23 protein-coding genes are annotated in these 25,301 nt (G+C 57.7%); 9 read left to right on the top strand and 14 right to left on the bottom strand.

The features are described 5' to 3' along the window. Nucleotides 1–5: 5 nt before the first annotated feature. The gene (locus AC2FFH_RS11755) at nt 6–1,916 is read right to left on the bottom strand and encodes an ABC transporter substrate-binding protein (RefSeq protein WP_496779611.1); all 1,911 of its coding nucleotides are present in this window, start codon (nt 1,914–1,916) and stop codon (nt 6–8) included. After that, nucleotides 1,909–3,681 (bottom strand): ABC transporter ATP-binding protein, encoded by a 1,773-nt coding sequence (locus AC2FFH_RS11760; RefSeq protein WP_496726786.1) that lies wholly within the window; start codon nt 3,679–3,681, stop codon nt 1,909–1,911. The genes AC2FFH_RS11755 and AC2FFH_RS11760 overlap by 8 nt, the downstream gene beginning before the upstream one ends. 233 nt (nt 3,682–3,914) lie before the next feature. Between AC2FFH_RS11760 and AC2FFH_RS11765 the strand changes: the two genes are divergently transcribed. The 7 genes from AC2FFH_RS11765 (at nt 3,915) to AC2FFH_RS11795 (ending at nt 11,891) form a co-directional block, all read left to right on the top strand. Continuing rightward, a complete protein-coding gene (locus AC2FFH_RS11765; RefSeq protein WP_496767133.1) occupies nt 3,915–4,412 on the top strand; it encodes a class I SAM-dependent methyltransferase in 498 nt (165 codons plus the stop codon). Between the two features lie 17 nt (nt 4,413–4,429). Beyond that, nucleotides 4,430–5,059 (top strand): glutathione S-transferase family protein, encoded by a 630-nt coding sequence (locus AC2FFH_RS11770; RefSeq protein ID WP_496767132.1) that lies wholly within the window; start codon nt 4,430–4,432, stop codon nt 5,057–5,059. Between the two features lie 112 nt (nt 5,060–5,171). Continuing rightward, on the top strand, nt 5,172–7,574 hold the full coding sequence (locus tag AC2FFH_RS11775; RefSeq protein ID WP_496844452.1) for a GcvT family protein: 2,403 nt from the start codon (nt 5,172–5,174) through the stop codon (nt 7,572–7,574). A 2-nt stretch (nt 7,575–7,576) separates the two neighbouring features. Then, nucleotides 7,577–9,127 (top strand): trimethylamine methyltransferase family protein, encoded by a 1,551-nt coding sequence (locus AC2FFH_RS11780; RefSeq protein ID WP_496844453.1) that lies wholly within the window; start codon nt 7,577–7,579, stop codon nt 9,125–9,127. Further along, nucleotides 9,128–9,802, top strand: coding sequence for a TetR/AcrR family transcriptional regulator (locus tag AC2FFH_RS11785; protein WP_108860933.1), 675 nt, complete (start codon nt 9,128–9,130; stop codon nt 9,800–9,802). It abuts the gene before it with no gap. Beyond that, on the top strand, nt 9,799–11,103 hold the full coding sequence (locus AC2FFH_RS11790; protein ID WP_496844454.1) for an NAD(P)/FAD-dependent oxidoreductase: 1,305 nt from the start codon (nt 9,799–9,801) through the stop codon (nt 11,101–11,103). Before AC2FFH_RS11785 ends, AC2FFH_RS11790 begins: the two co-directional genes overlap by 4 nt. Before the next feature lie 56 nt (nt 11,104–11,159). Continuing rightward, nucleotides 11,160–11,891, top strand: coding sequence for a hypothetical protein (locus tag AC2FFH_RS11795; protein ID WP_496767127.1), 732 nt, complete (start codon nt 11,160–11,162; stop codon nt 11,889–11,891). A 12-nt stretch (nt 11,892–11,903) separates the two neighbouring features. Here AC2FFH_RS11795 and AC2FFH_RS11800 read toward each other — a convergent pair whose 3' ends face one another. After that, nucleotides 11,904–12,263: a DUF3307 domain-containing protein gene (locus AC2FFH_RS11800; protein ID WP_496779658.1), complete on the bottom strand. Its 360-nt coding sequence runs from the start codon at nt 12,261–12,263 to the stop codon at nt 11,904–11,906. Between the two features lie 244 nt (nt 12,264–12,507). Here AC2FFH_RS11800 and AC2FFH_RS11805 point away from each other — a divergent pair, with 244 nt between their 5' ends. Continuing rightward, nucleotides 12,508–15,504, top strand: coding sequence for a cyclic nucleotide-binding domain-containing protein (locus AC2FFH_RS11805; protein WP_496844496.1), 2,997 nt, complete (start codon nt 12,508–12,510; stop codon nt 15,502–15,504). 3 nt (nt 15,505–15,507) lie between these two features. Here AC2FFH_RS11805 and AC2FFH_RS11810 read toward each other — a convergent pair whose 3' ends face one another. From AC2FFH_RS11810 to AC2FFH_RS11850, 9 genes are all read right to left on the bottom strand, one after another. Then, the gene (locus tag AC2FFH_RS11810) at nt 15,508–15,798 is read right to left on the bottom strand and encodes an ArsR/SmtB family transcription factor (protein WP_496767308.1); all 291 of its coding nucleotides are present in this window, start codon (nt 15,796–15,798) and stop codon (nt 15,508–15,510) included. Between the two features lie 109 nt (nt 15,799–15,907). Beyond that, nucleotides 15,908–17,140, bottom strand: coding sequence for a mandelate racemase/muconate lactonizing enzyme family protein (locus AC2FFH_RS11815; RefSeq protein ID WP_496767126.1), 1,233 nt, complete (start codon nt 17,138–17,140; stop codon nt 15,908–15,910). A gap of 24 nt (nt 17,141–17,164) precedes the next feature. Then, the gene (locus tag AC2FFH_RS11820) at nt 17,165–18,259 is read right to left on the bottom strand and encodes a Zn-dependent alcohol dehydrogenase (protein ID WP_496767125.1); all 1,095 of its coding nucleotides are present in this window, start codon (nt 18,257–18,259) and stop codon (nt 17,165–17,167) included. Nucleotides 18,260–18,340: 81 nt separating this feature from the next. After that, nucleotides 18,341–19,540 carry a TCR/Tet family MFS transporter gene (locus AC2FFH_RS11825; RefSeq protein WP_496844455.1) on the bottom strand — a complete coding sequence of 400 codons (1,200 nt, stop codon included), beginning with the start codon at nt 19,538–19,540 and terminating at the stop codon, nt 18,341–18,343. A 67-nt stretch (nt 19,541–19,607) separates the two neighbouring features. Further along, nucleotides 19,608–20,336 (bottom strand): alpha/beta fold hydrolase, encoded by a 729-nt coding sequence (locus AC2FFH_RS11830; protein WP_496844456.1) that lies wholly within the window; start codon nt 20,334–20,336, stop codon nt 19,608–19,610. 12 nt (nt 20,337–20,348) lie between these two features. Further along, the gene (pcaD, locus tag AC2FFH_RS11835; RefSeq protein ID WP_496844457.1) at nt 20,349–21,137 is read right to left on the bottom strand and encodes a 3-oxoadipate enol-lactonase; all 789 of its coding nucleotides are present in this window, start codon (nt 21,135–21,137) and stop codon (nt 20,349–20,351) included. 59 nt (nt 21,138–21,196) lie between these two features. Further along, nucleotides 21,197–22,171 (bottom strand): threonine ammonia-lyase, encoded by a 975-nt coding sequence (locus AC2FFH_RS11840; protein WP_496844458.1) that lies wholly within the window; start codon nt 22,169–22,171, stop codon nt 21,197–21,199. Next, a complete protein-coding gene (locus AC2FFH_RS11845; protein ID WP_496735382.1) occupies nt 22,168–22,995 on the bottom strand; it encodes an alpha/beta fold hydrolase in 828 nt (275 codons plus the stop codon). Before AC2FFH_RS11845 ends, AC2FFH_RS11840 begins: the two co-directional genes overlap by 4 nt. Then, entirely contained in the window at nt 22,995–23,681 is a 687-nt protein-coding gene (locus AC2FFH_RS11850) for a haloacid dehalogenase type II (protein ID WP_496735383.1), read from the bottom strand. The genes AC2FFH_RS11845 and AC2FFH_RS11850 overlap by 1 nt, the downstream gene beginning before the upstream one ends. Before the next feature lie 128 nt (nt 23,682–23,809). On the opposite strand from AC2FFH_RS11850, the gene AC2FFH_RS11855 reads away from it, so the two are divergent. Next, the gene (locus tag AC2FFH_RS11855; protein WP_496767120.1) at nt 23,810–24,238 is read left to right on the top strand and encodes an FKBP-type peptidyl-prolyl cis-trans isomerase; all 429 of its coding nucleotides are present in this window, start codon (nt 23,810–23,812) and stop codon (nt 24,236–24,238) included. An 18-nt stretch (nt 24,239–24,256) separates the two neighbouring features. On the opposite strand, the gene AC2FFH_RS11860 is transcribed toward AC2FFH_RS11855, so the two are convergent. Then, nucleotides 24,257–24,445, bottom strand: coding sequence for a hypothetical protein (locus AC2FFH_RS11860; RefSeq protein ID WP_058273151.1), 189 nt, complete (start codon nt 24,443–24,445; stop codon nt 24,257–24,259). Nucleotides 24,446–24,504: 59 nt separating this feature from the next. Continuing rightward, the gene (locus AC2FFH_RS11865) at nt 24,505–25,296 is read right to left on the bottom strand and encodes an enoyl-ACP reductase FabI (protein ID WP_496735389.1); all 792 of its coding nucleotides are present in this window, start codon (nt 25,294–25,296) and stop codon (nt 24,505–24,507) included. Between the last annotated feature and the right edge of the window lie 5 nt (nt 25,297–25,301).

The following is a 25,301-nucleotide window of genomic DNA, read 5'->3' on the forward strand; positions in this document are numbered from 1 at the left end:
CCTGATTAGTCGGCGAAAAAGAATTCGTCGGGGCGGTGAATGCCAAAATGTGCGCCGGGCTCCCATGCCCACATGCCTTGCTCGGGCACGTTGCGCAGACGGTTGGACACTACGATAGGCTGCGGTGCGCCGTTCAGAATTCCGATGGCGAAAAGCTGGTCAGCGTGGATTTTCAACATCTCGGTCCAGACTGCCTTGCGCTCTTCGTCGGTGGTGGCAACCTCCCAATCATGTGCCAGTTGCATCAAACGCTCGGCTTCGGGCATGTCAGGCGCTTCACCAACGTCGCCGCCGGTCTGATAAAATTGTCCCCATTTGGGCCAGGCCAGAAACACCTGATCCGTGGGGGCCAAATAAGCAGGGGATGTGTGCGCCTGCGGTATACCGTCATCCCAGCCGAACCAAACTGAGGCCATGGTGTTGCCTGAAAATACGCGGTTGCGCAGAATGTCCCGGTCCAGTGGGCGCATGATCAGGTCCACACCGATTTCACGCCATGTATCGGTGACGATCTGAAGCGCGTTCTCAACTTCTTGCCTTTCACCGGCGGTTTCGATGATCAATTCCATCGGGCGGCCATCCGGCAGCAGGCGAATGCCGTTTTTATCGCGCTCGGCCAGGCCAGCTTCGTCCAGTAGGGCGTTGGCCATCTCAACGTCATACTGCGCCCAGGCTTTTGCGTTTTCCTCGTCATAGAACGGAGACGCGGGTAAAACGGACATCGCACCGGGATGGGCCAGCTTGAAATAGAGCGCTTGATTGATGGTTTTGCGGTCGATAGCCAAGGACAGCGCCCGCCGAACACGAACATCGCGCAGAACGTCGCGCCAAACCTCATCCGAGTAGTTCAGGTTCGGGTAGATCGCGATTTGTGATGCGACACCGGTCTTCCACAACAAGGTTTTGTAGTCTCCGCCTGCTTCACCTTTTTTCAGGATAGATGCATCGCGAAACGCCAGACCGCGCCCCTGCAGATCAGTCTCGCCAGCATTGGTCTTGGCCGCGACTAAGCCAGCAGCGACGATTTCCATCTCGACGACGTCGATATAAGGCAACTGAACGCCGTTGGAATCGATGCGGTGGTAATATGGGTTGCGAACGAAATTGTGGCGGATCTTCTTGCCCGAACTTGCATTCAGCCAAGGCTGCAGCGTCGGGAGTTCGTGGTTGTCGAACTTGTAGAGGTTGTCCAGTTTGTTGTGCAGCGCCGCCCAGCTTTTGACCCGTGCGTCTTCGACCTGAAAGGCGAGGTCTTCAGCATCTGCGAATTTCTCGTGATACTGTTTGAGGAATTCAGACGGCCGGTAGATGAATGGCGGGCGCGCTTGGGCCAGCGATTGCAGGAAATCAGGATTTGGGTTTTCCCACTCAAAGACAATAGTTGTCTCATCCGGGAAGGTCACGGTTGGCGTTTTACCTTCAACAATCAGGAAGTCAGGTGGGCCAGAAGGACTGAGCATTTCATTGTTGGCAACGTCTTCCCACCAATAACGAAAGTCTTCGGATGTGAACGGCGATCCATCGGACCACTTGTGCCCGTCACGCAGATGCAGTGTGAATTTCCGGTTCCCATCATTTTCATAGGATTCCAACAGATCGGGGACAATCTCGTAGTTTTCGTCAAACCCAACCAGTCGCGCATACCCATAGACAACCATCTGGCGGATGTCTTTTGACCGGGTCACCATGGTGCGCAGGGTACCACCGGGGGCACCAAACTCGCGGCCTTTGGCGGCCAGATCCACGACCAGAGGTTCGGCTGGCAGGCGCTCTGCGACCGGTGGCAGGTTCCCGGCGTTTACTTCGGCTTTCCAGAATTCGCTTTCTTGAGGGGTCGGTGTTCCTGCCGTGGCGGGCAGGACCAAAGTGGCAGCCAACGTGGCAGCCAGAATAAGCGGGCGAGTGGTTTTAAACATGGCATCGTACCTTATGGCCGGGCTCCATCTCTACCAGTGAGGGTATCACGGAGTCCGTAAATCGGAAGGTGTCATCCCAACTGTCTGGTGAACCAGCGCCCAACGCAACCAGTTTAAGGTCGATGGGCCGGTTGATGTCGGGTTCTGGTTGGGCGGCAATCAGCGCCTTGGTGTAAGGGTGTCGGGGGTTATAAAACAGTGTCTCGGGCGGGGCCTGTTCGACGACAAGACCCCGGCGCATCACGGCCACTTCGTCGGCAATGCGCGCCACAACCGCAAGGTCGTGCGAGATGAACAGGTAGGACAGGTTCAACCGGTCCTGCAGGTTTTCCAGCAAGGTCAGGATCTGTTCCTGAACCGATACATCCAGTGCCGATGTCGGTTCGTCACAGACAATCAGCTGCGGGTCCAGCATCATCGCCCGCGCAATCGACAGGCGTTGCCGTTGTCCGCCGGAAAAGGCGTGTGGGTAGCGTTTGAGCATATCACCATTCAGTCCCACACGCTGCAGCATCTCGACCGCTTTGTCCCGCTGTTCGGCGGTCGAACCAATGGAGTGGATTTCCAAAGGCTCGGTCAGCGCGTCTTGAATGCGCATCCGCGGACTGAGCGAGCTGTACGGGTCCTGAAACACCATCTGCGCCTTGCGTTGAAAGGCCGTGCGCTGAGAGCGGTTCATGTGGTGCACGGTGATCGGGTCTTCGCCTGGCGAGGTGCGAAACAGAACCTCGCCACCCGGATCGGGCAGTTCCGCGCCAAGGGCGATCCGCGCCGCCGTTGTTTTGCCCGAGCCACTTTCGCCGACGATTGCCAGTGTTTTGCCGCGGGCCAGATTCAGGTCCACACCTCGGCAGGCATAGATCAGCTTGTCCCCCTGCCAGCCCCTGCTGGACCGCATAGTGTAGGTCTTGGACACCCCCTTCATCTGTAGAATGAGGTCCTCATCCGGCATCGGCAGCCCGACCGAATCTTCGTCTGGAATCGCAGGGGCCGCGTTGAACAATTGTTGTGTGTAGGGGTGCGCTGGGGCGCTGAGGATTGGCGCGGCGGCACCAGCTTCCATCACCCGGCCTTTGTGCATGACGACAACCTGTTCCGCCATATTGGCAACAACCCCAAGGTCGTGTGTCACAAGGATCAGGGCCATGCCCGTCTCGCGCTGCAACTCCTTAATCAGCCCCAGGACCTGCGCTTGTGTCGTTACGTCCAGCGCGGTCGTCGGCTCATCTGCGATCAGCAGTTCCGGCTTGGAAACCATTGCCATCGCAATCATGGCGCGCTGGCGCATGCCGCCCGACAACTCGAACGGGTAAGAATCATACGCACGCTGCGGATCAGGAAAGCCCACGCGTTCGAATTGGGTCAGGACCTCTTTGCGGGCTTGCGCCTCGGACGCGCTCCGATGCAGCCACAAGACCTCGCTGACCTGATTGCCGATCTTGTGCAACGGGGATAGTGATCGCATCGGTTCTTGAAAAATCATCGAAACCCGATTGCCGCGAATGTCGCGCATCTGGCGTTCGCTGATCTTGGTCAGATCCTCGAAGCCTTTTGAATCGTTCAGGGTTATCGTGCCACTGCGGATTTGCGCGGCACGTGGCAGAATACGCAAGGCCGCCCGGCACGAGATGGTTTTTCCCGATCCGGATTCACCGACCAGAGCCAATGTCTGCCCAGCCTCGACATCAAAGTTGACACCTTTGACAACTGAGTCGCCCGCACCAAAACCGATGCTGAGGTCTCTGACGGACAACAACGCAGTCATGCGGGTTTTCCACCCGTTCGTCCGTGGTTCGACATCGGCGTATTCAACTCCCTGTGTTTTTTGACTTAGTCTCGCGCGGTTGTGCCTGTGTAGTCAAACCCGTTCTTGGGCCGAATTGTCGCGAAAATGTGAAACTTAGGCCAATTTACCTACACAAATCCTTGAGGATTTGTCATCACATGCGGTGTCGGCCCCAAATCATGAGCTGACTGATATCAAGGAGAGATTTCCCCGTGCCCGACAACCAAAGCCGCCTGGATCTGTTCATCGACCGTATGGTGTCCCAACGGGCCTGTCTGGATTTCGCCATCTCTGAAACCAAAGGAATGCCTGGGCCAGTGTTCGAACTGGGGTTGGGCAACGGGCGCACCTATCATCACATGGTGCAGTATATTTCAGGTCGACCTGTTTATGTGTTCGAGCGCGCCGTGGCGTCGCATCCGGATTCCACGCCGCCCGCAGATCGGGTGATTTTGGGGGATGTGCGAGAAACACTACCGGCCTCGGTGGATCGGTTCGGAGCCACGGCCAGTCTGATCCACGCGGACTTGGGCGGCCACAACCGCAAAAAGAACGACGACTTCGCCAGATTTGTCTCACCATTGATCGAGCCGCTATTAGCCGAGGGTGGTTTGATGGTGTCCAGCGACCGGATGTATTTCGATACCTTGACCGAAGTTTCCCTTCCCGAAGGGGCCGTCAAAGGTCGCTGTTTTATCTACCGCCGCTGACCTGGAAGGGAACCTCAATGCTTTTCTATGATTGTTCCACGGCCCCCAACCCGCGGCGCGCGCGCATGTTCATTGCCGAAAAGGGTTTGGATATCGAAACCCGAGAAATCTCGATCGGCAAAGGTGAGCAACTCAGCGACGAATTTCGCGCGGTGAACCCGAATGCAACTGTCCCCGTGTTGGTGACGGATGAGGGCAGCACGCTAACCGAGAATCTTGGGATCGCCGCTTACCTTGAGGCGCGGTTTCCCGAGCCATCGCTATTGGGGCGCACACCCGATGAAAAGGGACAGGTTCTGATGTGGAACAGCATTGTCGAACAACAGGGCGGCATGCCTGTTGCCGAGGCCTTGCGCAACACGCATCCGGCCTTTGCGGACAGGGCGATTCCGGGTCCGGTGAATCACCGGCAAATTCCGGAATTGGCTCAGCGAGGGTCCGCGCGGGTTGATCATTTCTTTTCGCTGCTCGAACAGCGGCTGGGCGAAAGTGCGTTTATCGCAGGTGCCGACTTCACCCTCGCGGACATTTCCACCTTTGTCTTTGTGGACTTTGCCCGCGTGATCAAGAAACGGATTCCACAAGAAAATACAGCCACTTTGGCATGGTTCGACAAGGTCGCATCCCGTCCCAGCGCTCAGCTCTAGAAACTGCTGGCCCGAGGCCGGTTCTTCGCTTGCGCGGAACTGTACAGAAATGTCTAGACAGAAGTGAACAGTGCCACTAGCGTCCTTCCTTAGTCATACAGGGGAGCGCAGTATGAAATCTCAGTATCGCGTTGTGGTCATCGGGGGCGGCGTTGTGGGCGCCTCGGTTCTGTATCATCTGGCCAAGTTTGGCTGGACAGATGTGGTCATGCTGGAACGGCGGCGGCTGGCGTCCGGCTCGTCCTGGCATGCGGCTGGCGGCATTCACGCTCTGAATGCGGACCCAAACATGGCGTCGCTTCAGGCCTATACAATCGATCTGCTCAGCGAGATCGAAAAGGAGTCTGGTCAGAATATCGGGTTGCACATGACCGGTGGTCTGACATTGGCGGGTACGCCAGAACGGTGGGAATGGCTGCAGGCGAACTATCGCATTTTCCAATCCATCGGCATTGACGACTGCGAGTTGCTTTCTCCGGAAGAGGCGCAAAGACGTTGCCCCATCATGTCCACCGACGGCGTATTGGGCGCGATGTGGGCTGATCGCGAGGGCTATATCGATACAACCGGCACGGTGCAGGCTTATGCGACGGCTGCCAAAAAACGCGGTGCTGAGTATTATGAGGAAACCAAGGTCGAGGAGCTGATCCAGACCGATGATGGCTGGCAGGTCATCACCGACAAGGGCACAATCACTTGTGAACACGTGGTTAACGCCGCTGGCCTTTGGGCCAAGCAAGTAGGGCGTATGGCCGGGGTGGAGCTGCCGGTGTCTCCTCTGAAACACCACTATCTGATCACCGATACAGTCCCCGAGGTCGCTGAAGCCGAATTCGAAATGCCGATGACGGTGGACCTCGAGGGGTTCACCTATATGCGGCAGGACCAGAAAGGCGTTCTGGTCGGGATTTATGAGGTGGATCACGAACACTGGGCCATGGACGGCGCGCCTTGGAATTATGGTGAGGAGCTGTTTCAGGAACAGCTTGATCGGATCGAGAACGAGCTGACGCTTGGCTTTGAACGCTATCCGTCGATCCAGAACGTAGGCATCAAGACTTGGGTAAACGGTGCCTTCACCTTTGCCCCCGATGGCAATCCGCTGGTCGGTCCGGTGCCGGGCAAGCGCGGCTACTGGTCGGCCTGCGCGGTTATGGCAGGTTTCCTGCAGGGCGGGGGCGTCGGCAAAACGCTGGCTGAATGGATGATCCATGGCGAGCCCGAGGCGGATGCCTGGCCAATGGACGTGGCGCGCTTTGGTGATTTTGCGCAGAACAAGCGATACATCCGTGAAACTACGGGCCAGTTTTATTCCCGGCGCTTTGTTATGACCTACCCGAACGAGCAATTGCCCGCGGGCCGACCGCTAAAGATGGCCCCGGCGCACGACGCGATGACGGATGCGGGTTGCAAATGGGGCGTCAGTTGGGATCTTGAAGTGCCGCTGTATTTCGCGCCGAAAGGGTTCGAGGAAACACCGACGCTCAAGCGCTCGAACGCGCATGACATCGTCGCCGCGGAATGCAAGACAATCCGCGAAGGCGCGGGATTGCTGGACATTTCGGGCTTTTCGCGGTTCGAGGTCTCGGGACCAAATGCAGAAGTGTGGCTCGACAAAGTCATGGCCTCGAAACTACCTGCGCCGGGTCGCGCAAAGCTGGCGCCTATGCTGGGTGAAAATGGGCGGCTCAAGGGGGACTTGACCGTTCTGAACTGGGGCGATGGTACCTGGTGGATCATGGGCAGCTATTACCTGCGGGCTTGGCACATGCGCTGGTTTGACTATCACATGATCGACGGCGTTACTGTCCGGGATCTGGGCGAGGAATATTGCGGTTTCGCCGTAGTCGGTCCCAAATCGCAAGCGGTTGTGGAAAAACTGGCCGAACAGGACATCTCGGACCTCAAATTCATGGGCTGCGGTGATTTCGACATCGGGCTCGTTCGCGCACGTGTTGCCCGCATGTCTGTGACCGGCGAGAAAGGATACGAGATCAACTGCCGCTACGGAGACCACATCAAGCTACGCCGTATGTTGCTGGAGGCCGGGGCAGATGAAGGTGTTCGCGAATGTGGCTTCAACGCGATGCTGTCGACGCGGCTGGAAAAGAGTTTTGGCATCTGGTCTGCAGAATTCACGCAGCTCTACACTCCGGGCATGACCGGAATGGATCGCTGGATCGACTGGGGCAAGGATTTTGTCGGAAAGGATGCGGCAGTCGCAGAACGTGACGGCAATGGTCCGGCGCAGGTTCAGGTAACACTGGAAGTGGACGCCGCAGACGCGGACGCCAGCGGATACGAACCCGTTTGGGCAGGCGATGAGCGCGTGGGCTTCGTCACTTCGGGCGGGTATGGACACTACACTGGAAAGTCGCTGGCAATGGCGTTAGTCAACCGCGAAAAGGCCGAGCCGGGGACAGAATTGTCGGTGCACGTAGTTGGCGTTGAGCGCTCGGCGCGGGTCATCGCACCTTCGCCTTACGATCCTCAAGGCAAAGCGATGAGGGGCTGACGATGATGTCGCAAACACCTGAACGCGGGCGACGAAGGCGCGGACGAAGCGCCGAGGCAGCCCCTGCGCCGAGTCGGAACGTGAATTATCGCCAGTTGAAGAATCCCTTCCCGTTGATGGAGGTGTTCCCGGCGGATCAGATTGCGGACATGCACGAAACGGCCTTGCGAACACTTCAGGAGTTGGGCGTCAAATGCCTGCTTCCGGAAGCCCGGCGTCTCTTTGCGAAAGCAGGCGCGCGTGTGGATGAAGATACCGAGATGGTGTTTATCGGCCGCGACATTGTTGAGGCCGCTGTTGCATCAGCGCCAAAGTCGATTGCGTGCCATGCAGGCGCGCGACACAGAGACTTCACACTTGAGCTAGGTAGTTTGGTGTTTCAGCCGGGGGCAGGGGCACCGAACGCGACAGATCTTGAACGCGGCCGCCGCCCGGCATCGGGGCAGGACTATCTGGAGTTCCTCAAGCTAACGCACCATTTTGATGTGTTCCAGATGATCTCGCCTCAGGTCGAACCGCAAGACGTTCCAACAAACCTGCGCCACTACTTCACGACGCAGGCGCAGATGGAGCTGACCGACAAGTTCCCGTTCTTTTTCTCACGCGGGACGCCGCAGGTGATGGATTGCTTTGAAATGCTGTCTATCGCGCGGGGGCTGTCGGACGATGAGTTTCAGGCGGGCGCACATTGCTATACGATCATCAATACGAACAGCCCGCGCACGCTGGATATTCCGATGGCGCAGGGGCTGATTGATTTCGCTCGCAATGGACAGATGTCGATCATCACGCCGTTCACCCTGATGGGCGCGATGGCCCCGATTACAGTGGCCGGGGCAATAACGCTTTCACATGCTGAGGCGTTGGCGGCGCTGACGCTGACACAGCTGACCAAACCGGGTGCGCCGGTGTGTTATGGCACGTTCACCAGCAACGTAGATATGAAATCGGGTGCGCCCGCATTTGGAACACCCTCACATTTCCAGGCTTCGCTTGCCGCAGGCCAGTTGGCGCGGCACCTTGGGCTGCCTTGGCGGTCAGCTGCCGGATCAGCGTCGAACATCAACGATGTACAGGCAGCGAATGAAAACCAGTTTGGTCTTTGGGGCTGTCTAATGGCAGGGGCGACGGTAATCATTCACTCGGCCGGTTGGCTCGAGGGTGGCTTGACCGTTTCTTTTGAGAAAATGATCTGTGACGCCGAGGTCCTGAACATGGTCGCCGAACTGTGCGCGGGGGCGCATGCGGGCAAAGCTGAGATCGGTTTCGATACAGCGCTAAGCGAGGTCGAACCCAGCGGGCACTTCTTTGCCTCGAGCCAGACGATGGAGCGCTACAACACCGAATTCTATGAACCGCATTTGCACGATTACGCAAATTTCGGAACCTGGACGGAACGCGGATCAGTGGATGCCAATCATCGCGCAACCAGGGTTTGGAAAGGCATTGTGAATGACTTTAAGGCCCCGCCCACAGACAGTGACCGCATTGGTGCCTTGCGAGACTATATTACCCGCCGTACGGCTGAGGGCGGCGCACCGCCGGAGAGTTGAATGAGCACAAAACCCATCCTGCACCGGGATGACCCCGAAGCTGAACCCTTGGTTGGGAACATCAAAGTCACGCGTGACGACTGGCTGAACGTGGCTATGGATGTGCTGATCTCAGACGGTGTGGACCAGATCAAGGTCCTGAACCTGGCTGAACGGATGGCCGTGTCGCGGTCGTCCTTCTATTGGTACTTCAAATCCCGGCAAGAGCTTTTGGATGCCCTGCTGGCGCGCTGGCATGCGACGAATACAGCGGCTTTGGTTGCGCAGGCCAAGGCCCCAGCGGATACGATAACCGCAGCCGTCTGCAACGTGCATCGTTGCGTGGTGAACACCGAATTATTCGATACCGCGCTGGATTTTGCCGTCCGGGATTGGGCGCGCAAATCGGGGAAAGTACGCCGGGCGCTCGATCAGTCGGATGCGCGCAGGCTCGAAGCGCTTCACGCCATGTTCGCGCGCTATGGCTATTCCGAAGTCGAGGCCGAAACGCGTGCCCGCGTGCTGTATTATATGCAAATCGGTTATGATCTGGCGCAGCTGAACGAGCCAATGTCCACGCGGATCGCAATGGTTCCGCATTACCTTTATGTCTTCACCGGGGTTGAGCCCAAGCCCGAAGAAGTCGAAGAATTCAGCGCCTATTCAATGCGCTATTGGAAGGGAGAAGCCTCATGAGTCAACCTGACGCAATCATCATCGGAACAGGTGTGATCGGCGCGGCCATCGCCTTTGAAATGGCCAAGGCAGGCTGGAAAACCTTGTCGCTGGACCGAAACAGTCAGGTTGGCCACGGTTCGACCGCGGGGTCATGTGCTATTATTCGGATGCACTATTCGACCTTCGATGGAACGGCGTTTGCGTGGGAAGGTTACCACTATTGGCGCGATTGGGCGGACTACCTCGGCCTGCCCGAGGATGCTAATCTGGCGCAATTCCGCGAGACCGGCTGTCTGGTGATGAAGACCGATGCCAATGGCTTGCTTGAAAAGCACATGAAGAACAGCGCCGATTTGGATTGCCCGTTCGAAGAATGGTCATCTGACAAAGTCGGTGAGCGCTTGCCGATCTACTCGCAGGACAGTTTCGCGCCAGCGCGCCGGATGGATGATCCAGAATTCGGGCACCCGAACGGGCGCAAGATGCAGGGCGGCGTGTTCTGGCCGCAGGCGGGATATGTCACGGACCCGGCTTTGTCCGCGCAGAACTTGATGGATGCTGCCAAGCTGCATGGCGCAGAAGTGCGTACTGGTGCCGAAGTGGTCGAGATATTGTCCAGCGACGGTCGGGTTTCGGGTGTCAAACTTGTCTCGGGCGAAGAAATCCACGCAAAAGTCGTCGTGAACGTCGCGGGCCCCGGCTCAGCGATCGTAAACAAGATGGCGGGCGTTCTGGATGACATGACGATCGAAACCCGCCCCTTGCGGCAAGAGGTTGTGCACGTCCCCGCACCAGAGGGGTTTGATTTTGAAAACGACGGAACGATTGTCTCGGACAGCGATATCGCCTGCTACTGTCGCCCCGAGCACGGCAACCACATTCTGATCGGTTCCGAGGACCCTGAGTGCGACCCGCATCAATGGTGCGAGGATGACGTGGACTATAATCACGATTTCACCGACCAGTGGACAACGCAGGCCATGCGATACGCGCAGCGCGTCCCAAGTCTTGGCATCCCGTCCAAAACGCGCGGAGTCGTGGACCTGTATGACGCATCCACAGACTGGATTCCGATCTATGACAAATCCAGCCTGCCGGGGTTCTACATGGCCTGCGGGACCAGTGGGAACCAGTACAAGAACGCGCCGATCGCAGGCAAGATGATGACGGCCCTGATCGCGTATTGTGAAGGGGGCGCGGATCACGACGCGCAGCCGCTGCAATATGAACTTCCCTATATCGGGCGGAGCATTGATGTCGGGTTCTATTCCCGCAAGCGACCCATCAACGAAGAAAGCAGTTTTTCTGTACTGGGGTAGTTAAGGAAAAAAATCGCCCTATCCTTCCGGGGAACTGAAAAAGCGCAGGACCCAGGATGGCCGAGCTGACACATCGCGTTCTGATACTAGGCAGTGCGCCGGCCGCTGTGGCCGCGCGCGAGTGGCCTCGGGATCCGTTCACCCACATCGTTGCCATCAACAACGCATGGCGAATTCGTGATGATTGGGATGTCCTTATTCACCCCGAGGATTTCCCTGTCCGCAATCGTCCAGACAAACTGGCCCACGGCCAACGCATTGTCGAAGCCGATGAATACGTTCCCCTTCAAAACCAGTTTGGAGGGTTTGTTTATGCTGGTGGGACTATGGCGTTCACGGCCGGTTACTGGGCCTTGGCCGCGCTTCAACCTGCCGTTTTGGCATTTTTGGGCTGTGATATGATTTACCCAAATTTCGGCCAGACCCATTTTTACGGCAACGGAACAGCCGATCCTTTGCGCGCTGATGTGACGCTGCGATCGCTTGAGGCGAAATCCGCCCGGTTAGCGTTGTTCGGTGCCGCGCAGAACTGCCGCGTGGTTCGACTGTCGCAGGGTGAAAGTCGGCTGGTCTTTCCTTCGGTGACGACTGACACCTTAATGTCTGCCGCGCTGCCGTCGACAAAAAGTATGCAAGCGGCACTGCAGGCGGAGGAACAGCTGAATTACTTCGTTCCGTCTGGTCGCTACTGGAAAGAAGCGGAACGTTTCGATGCCGCTAGAATTGACCATTTGGATCGAATGTGGCTGGACGCGTATTGCCCGCAATCCCTGGAAAACGTCGCCTGAGTCTAACGCTGATCAGGTCGCGAATGTAGCCCAGGCCCATACCATGGCAATGTAGGTCAGGTTGTGCAGGCACTGGTCCAGACCGGCAGCTCGCCAAAACGCGGCCTGTGTCGGTATCAGTTGCTTTTTGTCCGAATAGCTGGCCTTGGCGAAATCAATATTGAAGTGAACAATCCATTCCAGCGCCGCAATGATCAAAATAAACGACCACGGCGCGCCAAACAGCAAAAAGACAATCACTGACCCGATAACATGCACACCGGCATGCTGCGCGCGGCCCGCGTGAAAATACTCACCGCGCCCTGCCAACATTTTAGGAGTCTGGAGAAAAAAATCCGCAAACATATGTTTGATCTGCAACAAGCAGAGCATCAATAGCACTGCGCCTAAACTGGCAGTCAAATGAGTCCTCCCAATATCGTCCCAGAACAGACTCTAGGCACTAATCTGTGGTTGCGCAAATGAACTTGTTCACACTTGGCAATTAACTGTTCAAACTGGAAACTATTTGCCTCTTTTGGCTGGACTAACGTAAATTCACAGTGTTGGATTTACTGCACTTTCGTCAAGACTGTTTCAGTGATCCGTAGTAGGGGCAGGTTCCATAGAACGTTCAATTTTCCAGTTTATTTGGAAATACTCGAAGCGCGACCAGTTGATTCTGCTGGCCGTGACGTCCACGTTGTTTCCACTACTCTATCTGACACTCGAACTTCCCAAACGCATCATCAACGATGCAATCGGTGCTGCCAGTCCGATTGTGGATGTTTGGGGCTATAGCCTGCCGCAGACCACATTTCTGATTGTTCTGTGCATCGGGTTCCTGATTGCGGTGCTGGCGCATGGCCTGATGAAAATGCGCATCAACACCATGAAAGGCGTGCTGAGCGAGCGTATGTTGCGCCGGTTCCGGTACGTGCTGATCAGCCGCGCGTTGCGTTTCCCTCAACCCTATTTCGAACGCGTCAGCCAAGGCGAGCTGGTGTCGATGGTCACTGCCGAAAGCGAGCCGATGGGTGGGCTTATGGGTGATGCGATCAGCCAACCAGTTTTGCAGGCGGGCCAGATGATCACCATCCTGTCCTTCCTGTTTCTGCAAAGTTTCTGGTTCGGGTTGGCGGCAGTTGCGCTGATCCCGCTGCAAGCTTGGCTGATTCCGAAACTGCAGCGACAGATCAACCTTCTGAACAAAAAACGCATTCAAGAGGTTCGGTTGCTGGCCGCCCAAATCGGCGAGAACGCGGCGGGCGCGTCCACGTTGCGTGCCAATGGCGGGTGGCGATACCGCCGGGCGATGGTGTCCGATCAACTGGGCCGCCTGTTTGGTATCCGGTTCGAGATCTACCAGAAAAAGTTCTTTATGAAGTTCCTCAACAACTTCATTTCGCAGCTAACGCCGTTCCTGTTCTATCTGGTTGGTGGTCTTCTGGTCCTGCAGGGTTCGGTTTCGCTGGGTGCATTGGTTGCGGCCCTGGCTGCGTATAAGGACCTCAGCTCGCCGTGGAAGGAACTGCTGACCTATTATAACCAGACACAGGATATGTCGCTGCGCTGGGACGTGGTGACGGAACGGTTTGCACCTTCCGGAATGCATGACGAAAAACTGTTCGATGGCGAACCCGAGACCACGCCAAGGCTGAACGGCGACATAGTGCTCGACCATGTCTCGGTTCGCGATATGGACGGTAACCAGGTTCTGGATGATTTGGACCTGTCCTTTCCCAGCGGGAAAATCATCGGGATCGCGGCCCCCAGCGAAGAAGATCGCCGCGCTTTGGCAGAGTTGCTGACGCGGGAAATTCTGCCCAGCTCGGGCCGGGTGCAGATAGGTGATATCCGTTTGTCAGAGCTGCATCAAAGCGTCGTGGCCGCCCGTATTGGGTATGCTTCGTCACGGCCTGTGATGTTCCAGGGCACGCTGGGCGACAACGTCATGATGCCGATGCGGTTCAAGCCGCAAACAACCGAAACAAACGACCCCGGATATGATGAGACGTTGCGGGCCGGCAATAGCCCGGACCCCTTCAGGGCAAATTGGCTGGACCCGACGACTGCGGGATTGGACAGCGCCGAAGAGGTACGCGACTGGTGGTTGAAACTGATTGACGGGATGGGTTCCGGCGCGGCGCTGTTTTTGCGCGGGGCCGAACAGGTCTTCGATGCCGCCGAGCATCCCGAGCTGGCCGACAAACTGGTCGAACTGCGACCTTTGGTTCAGGATGCGGTGAAAGCATCAGGGCTGGAGCAACAGGCCCTGATCTTTGATCGCGACAGCTATAATCCTGCCTTGCCGGTTGCGGAGAACTTGCTGTTCGCCACGCCCAAAGTGCCGGTCACGCAGGAGCTTTTGGCGCAGCAGACCGTGTTCCTTGAGCAATTGCGCGAATTTGGTCTGGATGAGACTCTGGTGAGCCTGACACGCGATGTGATTGAGATGCTGCGCCAGATTTTCGGCCTGGACGGCACCGATCACCCGCTGTTTCGCAAACTGGGACTAGAGGCGCAAACGTACGAGGCTGCGGTCGAGCTGGTCGAAAAGACCCGGAACGAGGGCGTATCGGGGCTGAATGATGAACAGCTGGCAAACCTGCTGGCCGTTCCGTTCGTGATTTCGGCGGAGCAGATTGGACCAGCCTTCACCGACGACCTCAAAGACCGCATTCTTGAGTTGCGGCATAGCCATTCCGAAAAGTTGTTGGAACGGTTGCTCGATGTATTTGTCCCGTTAGACAAAACGAAGTTCGCGCCTGGCTTGACGGTTCTGGAAAACGCTTTGTTCGGAAAGGTCAGTCAGATCGGCGGCGCCCGTTCGGACGAGGCGCGCAAACTGATCGTGGATGTATTGAACGAAAACGGTGCGCGCCCGTTGGTGGTCGAACTGATCTATGACGTGCCGGTGGCGCTTGGCGGTCAAAACCTGCCCGCGGTTTTTGCTGAACCTCTGTCATTTACGCGCGCGACGATCAAGAAACCGGATATCCTGATCCTTGAGGATGCGCTGGCCAGTTATGACATGGCCTCGAAAGTGGCCGTGTACAAAAATCTGCGCGCTTTGCTGCCGGATACCACGGTGATCTACCTGAACGACCAGTTCGAAAACCCGAGCGTGTTCGACATGTATGTGGAAATCAGGCAAGGTCGGGTCGTCTCGGACGAAGGACCTGCGGACGTGGAAGAAGACAGTGCCGCCTCAGCTGACCTTTCGCGCAAGCTGCGCGCGCTGGAACAGACACCGCTGTTTTCCGGGCTGGACCGTCGACAGCTGCGCCTGCTGGCCTTTGGTGCGCGCTGGTTCGATGCCAAAGCAGGAGAGGTTGTTTTCCTTAAGGACGATCAGCCAACCGACGGCGCCTATGTGGTGCTGGACGGGGAAGCCGGGCTGTACCTTCCGCAAACCGACGGAGTGGATCAGTTGATTGCCACGGTCGGCCCCGGTGCCCTGGTCGGAGAGTTGGGCCTGATCCGCAAGGAACCTAGGGCGCTGAGCATGATCGCCGAGACGGAACTGTCGTGCCTGCGTATTGGTGAAGAGGAATTCCTGGCCGTGGTCGAAAATGATGCCGCAACCGCGTTCAAACTGTTGCAGGTGATAGCGGGCTATGTATCGAACTAAGGGTTATTCGCTGTCGGGGCCGCAGAACATATCGTAAAGAACGGCGATCACCTGCGCCGCGCCGTCGTTGTTCAGCGAGTAATAGATAGACTTTCCGTCCCTGCGCGTCGCAACAATGTTCTCAGCGCGCAGGCGCGCCAGCATCTGACTGACCGCAGCCTGACGGATACGCAACAAGGCCTCCAGCTCACCCACGGATTTTTCGCCGTCGGCCAGATGGCACAGGATCATCAACCGCCCCTCATGCGCGAGCGTTTTCAGAAATGCAGAGGCCCGAGCCGCGCTTTCTTTCATTTCAGATAGCGCGGCTTCGGTTTCTTCGGTTTGGTCGTCTTCAAGTGTCACGTGTGGCCTGTTTAACACCTATTGGTTGGGTCAATGTGCCCCAAGACCTATTGGGTTGTCACCCCTCGGTTGCAGGGGCACCACCTTGAAAGGCGTTTCCGTTCACGTAATCACAGGGCTCTTCCTGCATCTGCAGATGCAGGCCATCACCGTTGAAAGGGTGCGCCCGTGCAAGGTCTTCGTTCACCTCAATCCCCAGGCCCGGTGCGGTCGGCGCGGGGACAAATCCGGCCTCAACCTGCAATGAGCCGTTGATGAGTTGATCGTGAAACGGCGTGTCTATGGTCTCAAGCAGCAGCAGGTTGGGGATGGACGCGGCCAGATGGATATTTGCGGCCCATTCAACCGGACCCGCGTACAAATGTGGGGCCATCTGGGCGTTGAAGACTTCAGCGATGGCCGCGACTTTCTTCATTTCCCAAATTCCGCCGGCACGACCCAGCGCCGGTTGGAGGATTTCCGCCGCCCCAGCCCGCAAAACGGCCGCGAATTCGGCTTTGGTGGTCATGCGTTCACCGGTCGCGACCGGGATCCGAACGTTCCGCGCGACACGAGCCATATCTTCAATCATGTCCGGTGGTGTCGGTTCTTCGAACCAAAGCGGTGAATAGGGTTCAAGCGCCTGACCCAATCGGATTGCGCCCGCGGTGTTGAACTGGCCGTGGGTGCCGAACAGTAGATCGGCTTTGTCACCCACGGCCTCTCGGATCGCTTTGCAGAACGCCACAGACATCGAGATATCAGACATCGCAGGCATGTGCCCGCCCCGAACAGTGTAAGGCCCGGCGGGGTCAAACTTGACGGCTGTGAACCCGCGCCGGACCATTTCGGCGGCACATTCGCCAGCTTGTTCAGGCGACGTCCAGAAATCGTTCAGGTTATGTTGGGGCAGGGGGTACAGATAGGTGTAGGCCCTTATGCGTTCGTTCACCAATCCCCCCAGCAAGGCATAGACCGGGCGATCGCGATCTTTACCAAGAATATCCCAACACGCGATTTCCAGTCCTGAAAAGGCGCCCATGACCGTCAGATCGGGACGCTGTGTAAATCCGCTGGAGTATGCTCGGCGGAACATCAGCTCAACGTTTTCGGGGTTCTCTCCCAGCATGTGCCGTTCAAACACGTCCCGAATGACATGGCACATCGCCTCGGGGCCAACCGAGGATGCATAGCATTCACCCCAGCCCGTGATCCCGGTATCGGTCGTGACTTTGACCAGAATCCAATACCGCCCGCCCCATCCGGGCGCAGGAGGGGCAGTGACAATGATGTCGAGGTCTTGCAGTTTCATCAGGTGGTCTCCTGCCCTGCCGGGTTAATCCCTGTCGAAAACGATCACGTTACGCTTGGCGGATCCGGTTTTGGTGTTCTCGATCGCTTCGTTGATCTGCGACAGCGACCATCGGCCTGAGATCAGTTCATCCAGTTTCAGGCGTCCCTGATCATAAAGGTCGATCATCCACGGAATATCCCGCTGAATGACAACATCGCCCATTTTTGATCCGATCAAACCCTGACCCAGCGCGGCCAGAACTACCGGCTCGTAGCTTGCCATATCCCCGGAGTGCGGCATCCCGATCATTACCGCCTTACCACCCGGACCCAAGTAACGAGGGGCTTGGTCGTAGGCAGGAATCGCGCCGACGGTGATCAAAACGGCATCTGCGCCGCGCCCCCCAAGCGCCTTGTAGGCGGCCTTCCAGGGGGCTTTCTGATCTGCTAAAACGCCGTGGGTCGCGCCGAATTCCTTGGCAATGTTCAGCTTCTCTTCGGTCATGTCCACGGCCACAATACGGCGTGCACCGGCGATGCGGGCGCCCTGAATTGCGTTCAGCCCGACACCTCCGGCACCGATCACCACCACGTCCTGTCCGGGCCGCAGCCCGGCGGCATTGACGGCGGCGCCGACGCCCGTGATCACTCCGCAGGACAGCAGGCTGGCGACGTCTTTGGGCATCGACGGCGGAATTTTGACGATCTGTCGGTGGCTGACCACAACCTTTTCGGCAAAGGCACCACAGGCCATAGCCTGCTCCAGTGGTCCACCATCTGCTGTGCGCAACGGCCCGTTGACCTTGTCATAAGGCGTTTCGCAAACAGTTGGTTTCCCCCCCGCGCAAGAGGGGCACGAGCCACATGCCCGGATCAGGGTAACGACAACCGGGTCCCCAACCTGAAATTCACCTGCCGAGTCGCCGACCGCAGTGATAATACCCGCTGCTTCGTGCCCGTAGACGGCAGGAAGATGCCCGCCCCACGCACCACCGGCAAATGAAATGTCTGAATGGCAAATTGCCACCGCATCCAGTGTCACCTCGACCTCATCTGACTTGGGCGGTGCGATCTGAATATCTTCGATGACCAGAGGTTCACCGAACGCCCGGCAAACGGCGGCTTTGATGGTTTGCATGCTGTCCCTCTCTCGCTTTGCGCTACGGTGGCGCGCTTATCGGGACGCTGCAAGGCGGAATCCGTCAAAGGGATGTCGTAGTTATGCCATGACCCCACGTGAACGGGAAAACACAAGAAGACAGATCACCATCATGACGAATGCCAAGAGGAATGGTGCGCCCGGCAAGTAGATCACCGCGTCGGGTTTAATGAACTGGGCGAACACGCTGGTCATGAGCAACGGTGCGATGACCATCGACAAAGCGTGCAAGGATGTCAGCACCCCCTGCAGTTCACCCTGTTGCGAATCGGGCGTCTTACGCGACATCAGGGCCTGCAGGGCAGGGGTCACAACCGCTCCGATCGCAGTGATTGGGATTAGCATCAGGGCAATGATCCCGTTGGTCAGAAAGGCCAGAAGAAAAAAGCTAAACAGCTCGAAGCCCATGCCGTAGATGATTGTAACGCGTTCCCCCAAATACTTGGTTGCGGGACGGATCAGGCCGCCCTGAACGGCCGCCATGCCGATCCCGTAGACGCCCAATGACAGGCCGATCATTTGTGGTGACCAGCCGAACCGTTCGGTTGTGAAATACGCCCAAATTGCCGGGTAGACATAGATCGAGATGGAGTACAGGAGATAGACCCACAGCATCGGCCGGATACCGGGCAACGACGCAATCGCGCGCAGCGAGTTCACTGGGTTTGCGCGCCGCAGGCTGAAGGCCCGGCGCGTCTTGTCGGTGACCGTCTCGGGCATGACACATACACCGATGACGAAGGCCAGGGCAGACAAACCCGCCGCAGCCCAAAATGGTGCACGTGTGCCATATTCGCTCAGCAGCCCACCAAGTACTGGGCCAAAGACAAACCCGACGCCAAATGCTGCGCCCAATAGACCAAAGTTTGCAGCCTTTTGGTGGGGTTTCGACACATCCGCCATGAAGGCCGCCGCCGTTGCATGCGTGGCAGCCGTAATGCCTCCGACGATGCGTCCGGCCAACAGCAACCAGATGTTGCCCGCAAGCGCCATGACAACATAGTCCAGTGACATGACGAACAGCGAGACCAGCAATACCACCCGTCGCCCGTAAGCATCCGAAAGGTTACCCAGAACCGGTCCGAACACAAATTGCATGGCGGCAAACGCGGTGCTGAGGATGCCACCCCAGATCGCAGCTGTCGCCAATGTGCCACCCTGAACTTCGACGATCAGTTCCGGCATGATAGGCAGGACAAGGCCGATGCCCATGGCGTCGATCATGACCGTGAGAAGGACGAAGAAAAAGGGAAGACGCATTTGAACCGCAAGGATGAGAATTTGGGCGGACCTTATCCGCAGACGATGCGGGTTGAAAGGGATGTGCTCAGACTTGTGACCCTGGCAGGTCTTTTGCGATTTTGTCCAACAAATCAGCGAGTTTTTGGGGTTGCGCAAAAAACGGGGAATGCGACGTGGCAATCGTATGCCGCATCGCTTCGGGGGCGCTGCGGCTCATTTGTTCCTGGTATTCGGTCGGGATGGTCCGGTCATCGGTTGTCCGGATGTAGGCCTTGGGAACCCGGTCGAAATTGCCGGTCAAGGGCACGGGGGTGTCCTGTGGTGCGATGGCTTGCGGGCACAAGCGCGCAAATGCAAATGGCACGGTTTCGGGTGGGCAGTCGTGGTAGAACAGATCATGCACCTTGCTTGGTACAACCGTATACGAGAGGCCGTCAGTTGATTTTTCGACCGCATCATGGATTGTCTGCCGGGGCGATCGTTTGCGCATTTCCACCATCGAAAGACCATCCTGCGGGACGTAGGCGGCAAGGTAGATAAGGGCGCGCATGGCATCCGGCGCGGCTTCGGCCGCAGCACTGATCGGGTACCCACCCCAGGAATGCCCGACAATGATTGTATTGGGCGAGGTCGCATCCAAAATTGTGTTGCGACAGCTGTCCAGAGTCACATCGGCAACGGGCGTCGGATCTGATCCGTGGCTGGGCATGTCAATGGCGCGTACCTCGTGCCCCAGCGCTTCCAACGCCGGGATGAGGTCGCGCCAACACCAGGCACCGTGACAGGATCCGTGGACTAACAGAAGATCGGCCAAACCAATTCTCCTTCACACATGTCCGATATCAGTCAGAAAGCTGTGGAGTAGTGCCGCGTATTCTGCCGGTTGTTCCACACAAGGCAAGTGCCCAACGCGCCGCATCAGTTCGAATCGGGAACCGGGGATCAGGTCAACGGTTTCCCGCACAAGATCCGGTGGGGTCGATCCGTCCTCGCTGCCGGCGATGCCGAGTGTCGGCAGACGCAGGCCGCTGGTGGGGGTGTAGAAGTCCGTACCTGAGATTGCCGCGCAGCAGCCCAAATAGCCGTCAACCGGCTGTCGCACCATCATGTTTCGCCACAGTAGATGTTCGGTTGACGCGCGGAACGCCTTTGAGAACCAGCGTTCCATGGTCGCATCGGCCAAGGCCTCGACCCCACCTCTTCGTACAGCGTCCATACGGTCCTGCCAGATCGAGGGTATGCCGATTTTGGCCGCTGTATTGGACAGCACTAACGCGCGCACCTGATCCATCCGTTTGACGGCCAGCCCTTGTCCGATTAGCCCGCCGATGGACAGGCCGACAAACACGCAATCGCGCACCTTCAGGAAATCAAGCAGACCTTCCGTATCGCGCACGAGGGCACCCATAGAATAAGGTGCCGGGGGTTGAGAGGACAGGCCGTGCCCGCGTTTGTCAAAGCGGATCACACGCAGCCCTGCGGGCAGGTGCGGCAAAACATGGTCCCAAAGCCGCAGATCGGTTCCCAAAGAATTGGCAAACACAATTGGCGCGCCGGCTGGATCACCATCGATACGATAGTGGATTTGAACGTTTCCAATGTCTGCGATCTGCACGACTCAATCCCCTGGCGTCATACGCCCACATGTTAGGGTGCCCCAGCCTAAACGACTTGTCAGGTCAGGTATTCCAGCGCTTTTCCAAAGACTTCGGGGTCGGCGTTGCCACCCGATGCCACCACGATCACTGCATCGCCTTCGATTTCGTCCGCGCGGTACAGGGCCGAGGCAAGCGACACCGCCCCGCCCGGTTCCAGCACGATCTTTAGGCGCAAAAACGCATGCGCCATGGCGCGCAGCGCGTCTTCCTCGGACACCGAAAAGCCCGGGCCGCACAGCCGGTTCAGAATCGGAAATGTGATCTGGCCCGGTTGCGGCGTCAGAATCGCATCGCAAATATTGCCCGATGCGGCGATGTTGCTTTGGATATGCCCCATGGCCAAAGACCGTTTGACGTCGTCGAACCCCTGAGGTTCGCACGGGCGGGCGCGCAGCCCCGGCGCGTGGCCTTCCAGCGCCAGCGCAATGCCCGAAGTCAACCCGCCGCCGCCGCAGCACACCAGAACATCCGCCTTCTCGATACCTAAATCGGCCGTCTGCCGCGCCAGTTCCAGCCCGACGGTGCCTTGACCTGCGATGACCAAAGGTTCGTCGTAAGGCCGGATCAGGGTCAGGCCGCGTTGGGACGCCAACGCCTCTCCAATCTCTTCGCGGCTTTCGTTCGCGCGGTCGTACAAGACAACCTCACCCCCCAACGCGCGGGTGTTGTTGATCTTTAGCTGCGGTGCGTCAGAGGGCATGACGATGACCGAGGAAATCCCGTGCTGCGCGGCCGCATAGGCCACGCCCTGCGCATGATTGCCCGAGGAATAGGCGATGACACCGCGCTGCCGGTCCGCATCACCAAGGGCCGATATCGCCGACCAGGCCCCGCGAAACTTGAAGCTGCCGGTATGTTGCAAACACTCGGGTTTCACCAGCACGCGGCGGCCCGCGATTTTGTCCAGAAACGGCGAGGTTAGAATCGGTGTCTCGCGAACATGCCCTCTGAGGCGCTCGGCGGCGGCCTCGATCATTTCAAGTGTGCTCATGCGGTGACCAGTACCTTGCGAATGAGTTCTACCGACTGTGGTTCATCCAGAAACGGGGGATGACCACGGTCGGGTATTTCTGTCGATATAAGATCAGGGTGGCGGTTGTGCATTTCAGTCAGCGTGTCTTTGCCCAAAATATCCGAATTTGTGCCGCGAATGACGCCGGTTGGAATGCTCTGCAGTGCTTCAAACAGGGGCCACAGATCAGGGGCGGGCCCTGCAGCGGCCTGTTCCAGAAGCGCTGTACGCAGCGCAGGATCATAGCTGAGGGTCAGACCATCAGGCGTTTCGTCGAATTGGACTTCCGCCTGCTGCCGCCAACGCGCTAGTGACACGCCGGGAAATTGGGGCCCCAAGACGTGCTGCAACGCCCGGGCCGCCAAATCATATGTTTTGGAAACGGGCTGCTTGCCGACAAATTCCATGATCTTGGCGATACCCGATGGTTCCAGCACCGGACCGACGTCGTTCAAAACAACGCTCAACAACCGTTCGGGATGGCTGGCGGCTAGCGCCATGGCAATCAGCCCCCCACGCGAGGTGCCGATGACATTCACACGGTCCAGACCAAGATGGTCCAGCAGCTCGATCGCGTCTTGAGATTCGCGAAGGACGTTGTAGTTCATAAAGTCCGGGTCATGGTTCGAGCGACCGCGCCCGCGGTAATCCATCGCAATTACCCGCATGTCACCCAGATGCGGCGCGAGGAACGAAAAATCCTTGCTGTTGCGGGTCAACCCGGCAAGGCAAAGCACAGGCGCACCAGAGCCGGTGTCCTCGAAAAAAAGACGCCTGTCATCAGACGAAGTGAAAAATGCCATTAAAGTCCAGCCAGTTGCGGAATCGTCGTTAGGTCGGACAGTACATGCGCAGGCTTCCATGGCAAGCGGTCCATCGGTTCCCCGGCGCGATTGACCCAGGCGGTGACAAAGCCGTACCCGCTGGCCCCAGCCGCATCCCAGCCATTCGAGCTGACGAACAGAACCTCGTTTCGGGCACAGCAGAACCGTTCCTGCACAAGGTCATAGACCCGCGAATCCGGCTTGAAGACTCCGACGCTTTCCACGGACAACACGTCGTCCAAAACGTCCCCGATACCCGCTGACTGAACCGCGCCATCAAGCATCGGTGGCGAGCCATTTGACAAGATCGCTGTTTGCAACTCACCCGCTTTTAGTGCGCGCAGCATTTCTGGAACTTCGGAATAGGCCTGCAATTCCCAGTACAGATCCAGAAGCCGTTGCCGCAGTGTTGCGTCGCCGTCCAGGCCGGTCGCCTCAAGCGCCCAGTCGAGGCCATCCTGTGTAACATCCCAGAAATCCGCATGAGCATCCGTGACCGCGCGCAGCCAGGTGTATTGCAGCTGTTTCAGGCGCCAATGATTGGCGAGTTCGGGCCACTTATGTTGCAGTTTCTCAAAGCCCGGTTCCCCGGCTGCTTGTCGTGCGGCGGCGGCCACGTCGAACAGCGTTCCATACGCATCGAAAATGCAGGTTGTGATTGGCATCCGGTCCCCTCCTGATCGTCCGGCGCAGGTTTGCACAACAATAACGGGCATGAAAGAGGGTGGGGTTTACAATGTCGTGTTACCTCCTAGGCTTGGCCGCTAAACCCCAAAAGAGGCCGGAGACCAATATGACGGAAATCAAACAAGGCGACACGGTTCGCATCCATTACACAGGAACGCTGTTGGACGGAAACGTCTTTGACAGTTCCGAAGGACGTGACCCGCTGGAATTCGTCGTTGGCACGGGCCAGATTATCCCGGGTTTGGATTCGGCGATGCCGGGTTTGAACATTGGGGACAAAAAGCTGGTCGAGATCGCCTGCGTGGACGCCTATGGCCCGATCAACCCCGCAGCGCGCCAGCAGATCCCGCGTGAAGGCATTCCGGACGATATTCCGCTGGATCCTGGCACCCAATTGCAAATGCAAACGCCAGACGGACAGGCGGTTCCGGTGACGGTGATCGAGGTCGACGAAGCAACCGTCACGCTGGATGCTAACCATCCATTGGCTGGTCAGGATCTGATTTTCGATATCGAGGTCGTTTCAATTAACTGACCAATGAAACGAGTTGGATCAGCCTGTTATGAGGCTGATCCAGGCTTTGACGGTTTCCCGCATCTGCGGCTGTGTGAAAAACACAAACAACAATAGGGTGGTCAGGGCCAATAACGCGACAATGCCACGCGTGCCCAGAAATCCGGATCTGCGGCGCGACCGGATGCTGCGAGTGTTGCTGGAAAGGATATGTTCGGCTTTGCTCATGCCGATATCCCTGCCCGTGAAAGATGGTGAAATCTTGGCACCGGCAGGGAAAGATCGGGTCACATGTGATCAGGTTGCGGCATGCCCAGAACGTGGAAGCCGCCATCGACGCGAATGATCTCACCCGACGTGCATGCTCCCGCATCTGAAGTGAGGTAAACGGCCGTGCCGCCAACAGCCTCGAGCGTTGCGTTCGAGCGCATGGGCGCGTTCTGATCGCAGAATTTGTAAGTCTTGCGGGCACCGCCGATTGCAGCACCTGCCAGCGTCTTCATCGGGCCGGGCGAGATCGCATTGACTCGAATGCCTTCTGGACCCAGATCGTTGGCCAGATAGCGGGTCGCCGATTCCAGTGCGGCTTTGGCCACACCCATGACGTTATAGTTCGGAACAACCTTGTTCGATCCCTGATACGTCAGGGTCAGCAGCGTGCCGCCATTCTCTTGCATCAGCGGATAAGCGCGGCGCGCGACCTCGATGAAGGAATACGCCGACACGTCCAGCGAGTGCTTGAAGTTGGCACGCGTGGTGTTCAGAAAACGTCCCGTCAGTTCGGATTTATCCGAAAAGGCAATCGCATGAACCACGAAGTCGATGGTGGGCCAGCGCGCGCCAAGCTCTTCGAATGCGCGATCCAGCGAGGTGTCATCCGTGACGTCCGCGTCCACCATGAAATCACTGCCCAGGCTTTGGGCCAATGGCTCAAGACGTTTACCGAACGCCTCGCCCTGATATGTGAATGCCAGTTCGGCACCGGCCTCATGCATGGCCTTGGCAATGCCCCACGCAATCGAGCGGTCATTGGCCACGCCCATGATCAGGCCGCGTTTACCTTTTAGAAGATCCGACATTACAT

Source organism: Ruegeria sp. YTSC003, assembly GCF_059609785.1.

Coding starts and splice junctions, on each gene's coding strand:
- AC2FFH_RS11815 (WP_496767126.1), bottom strand. CDS start 17,140: ATGAAACTGCAAGACCTCGACATCATTGTCACTGCCCCTCCTGCGCCC.
- AC2FFH_RS11860 (WP_058273151.1), bottom strand. CDS start 24,445: ATGAGCAAAGCCGAACATATCCTTTCCAGCAACACTCGCAGCATCCGG.
- AC2FFH_RS11865 (WP_496735389.1), bottom strand. CDS start 25,296: ATGTCGGATCTTCTAAAAGGTAAACGCGGCCTGATCATGGGCGTGGCC.
- AC2FFH_RS11850 (WP_496735383.1), bottom strand. CDS start 23,681: ATGCCAATCACAACCTGCATTTTCGATGCGTATGGAACGCTGTTCGAC.
- AC2FFH_RS11770 (WP_496767132.1), top strand. CDS start 4,430: ATGCTTTTCTATGATTGTTCCACGGCCCCCAACCCGCGGCGCGCGCGC.
- AC2FFH_RS11755 (WP_496779611.1), bottom strand. CDS start 1,916: ATGTTTAAAACCACTCGCCCGCTTATTCTGGCTGCCACGTTGGCTGCC.
- AC2FFH_RS11785 (WP_108860933.1), top strand. CDS start 9,128: ATGAGCACAAAACCCATCCTGCACCGGGATGACCCCGAAGCTGAACCC.
- AC2FFH_RS11795 (WP_496767127.1), top strand. CDS start 11,160: ATGGCCGAGCTGACACATCGCGTTCTGATACTAGGCAGTGCGCCGGCC.
- AC2FFH_RS11810 (WP_496767308.1), bottom strand. CDS start 15,798: ATGAAAGAAAGCGCGGCTCGGGCCTCTGCATTTCTGAAAACGCTCGCG.
- AC2FFH_RS11790 (WP_496844454.1), top strand. CDS start 9,799: ATGAGTCAACCTGACGCAATCATCATCGGAACAGGTGTGATCGGCGCG.
- AC2FFH_RS11825 (WP_496844455.1), bottom strand. CDS start 19,540: ATGCGTCTTCCCTTTTTCTTCGTCCTTCTCACGGTCATGATCGACGCC.
- AC2FFH_RS11775 (WP_496844452.1), top strand. CDS start 5,172: ATGAAATCTCAGTATCGCGTTGTGGTCATCGGGGGCGGCGTTGTGGGC.
- AC2FFH_RS11820 (WP_496767125.1), bottom strand. CDS start 18,259: ATGCAAACCATCAAAGCCGCCGTTTGCCGGGCGTTCGGTGAACCTCTG.
- AC2FFH_RS11845 (WP_496735382.1), bottom strand. CDS start 22,995: ATGGCATTTTTCACTTCGTCTGATGACAGGCGTCTTTTTTTCGAGGAC.
- AC2FFH_RS11760 (WP_496726786.1), bottom strand. CDS start 3,681: ATGACTGCGTTGTTGTCCGTCAGAGACCTCAGCATCGGTTTTGGTGCG.
- AC2FFH_RS11800 (WP_496779658.1), bottom strand. CDS start 12,263: ATGCTCTGCTTGTTGCAGATCAAACATATGTTTGCGGATTTTTTTCTC.
- AC2FFH_RS11840 (WP_496844458.1), bottom strand. CDS start 22,171: ATGAGCACACTTGAAATGATCGAGGCCGCCGCCGAGCGCCTCAGAGGG.
- AC2FFH_RS11780 (WP_496844453.1), top strand. CDS start 7,577: ATGATGTCGCAAACACCTGAACGCGGGCGACGAAGGCGCGGACGAAGC.
- AC2FFH_RS11855 (WP_496767120.1), top strand. CDS start 23,810: ATGACGGAAATCAAACAAGGCGACACGGTTCGCATCCATTACACAGGA.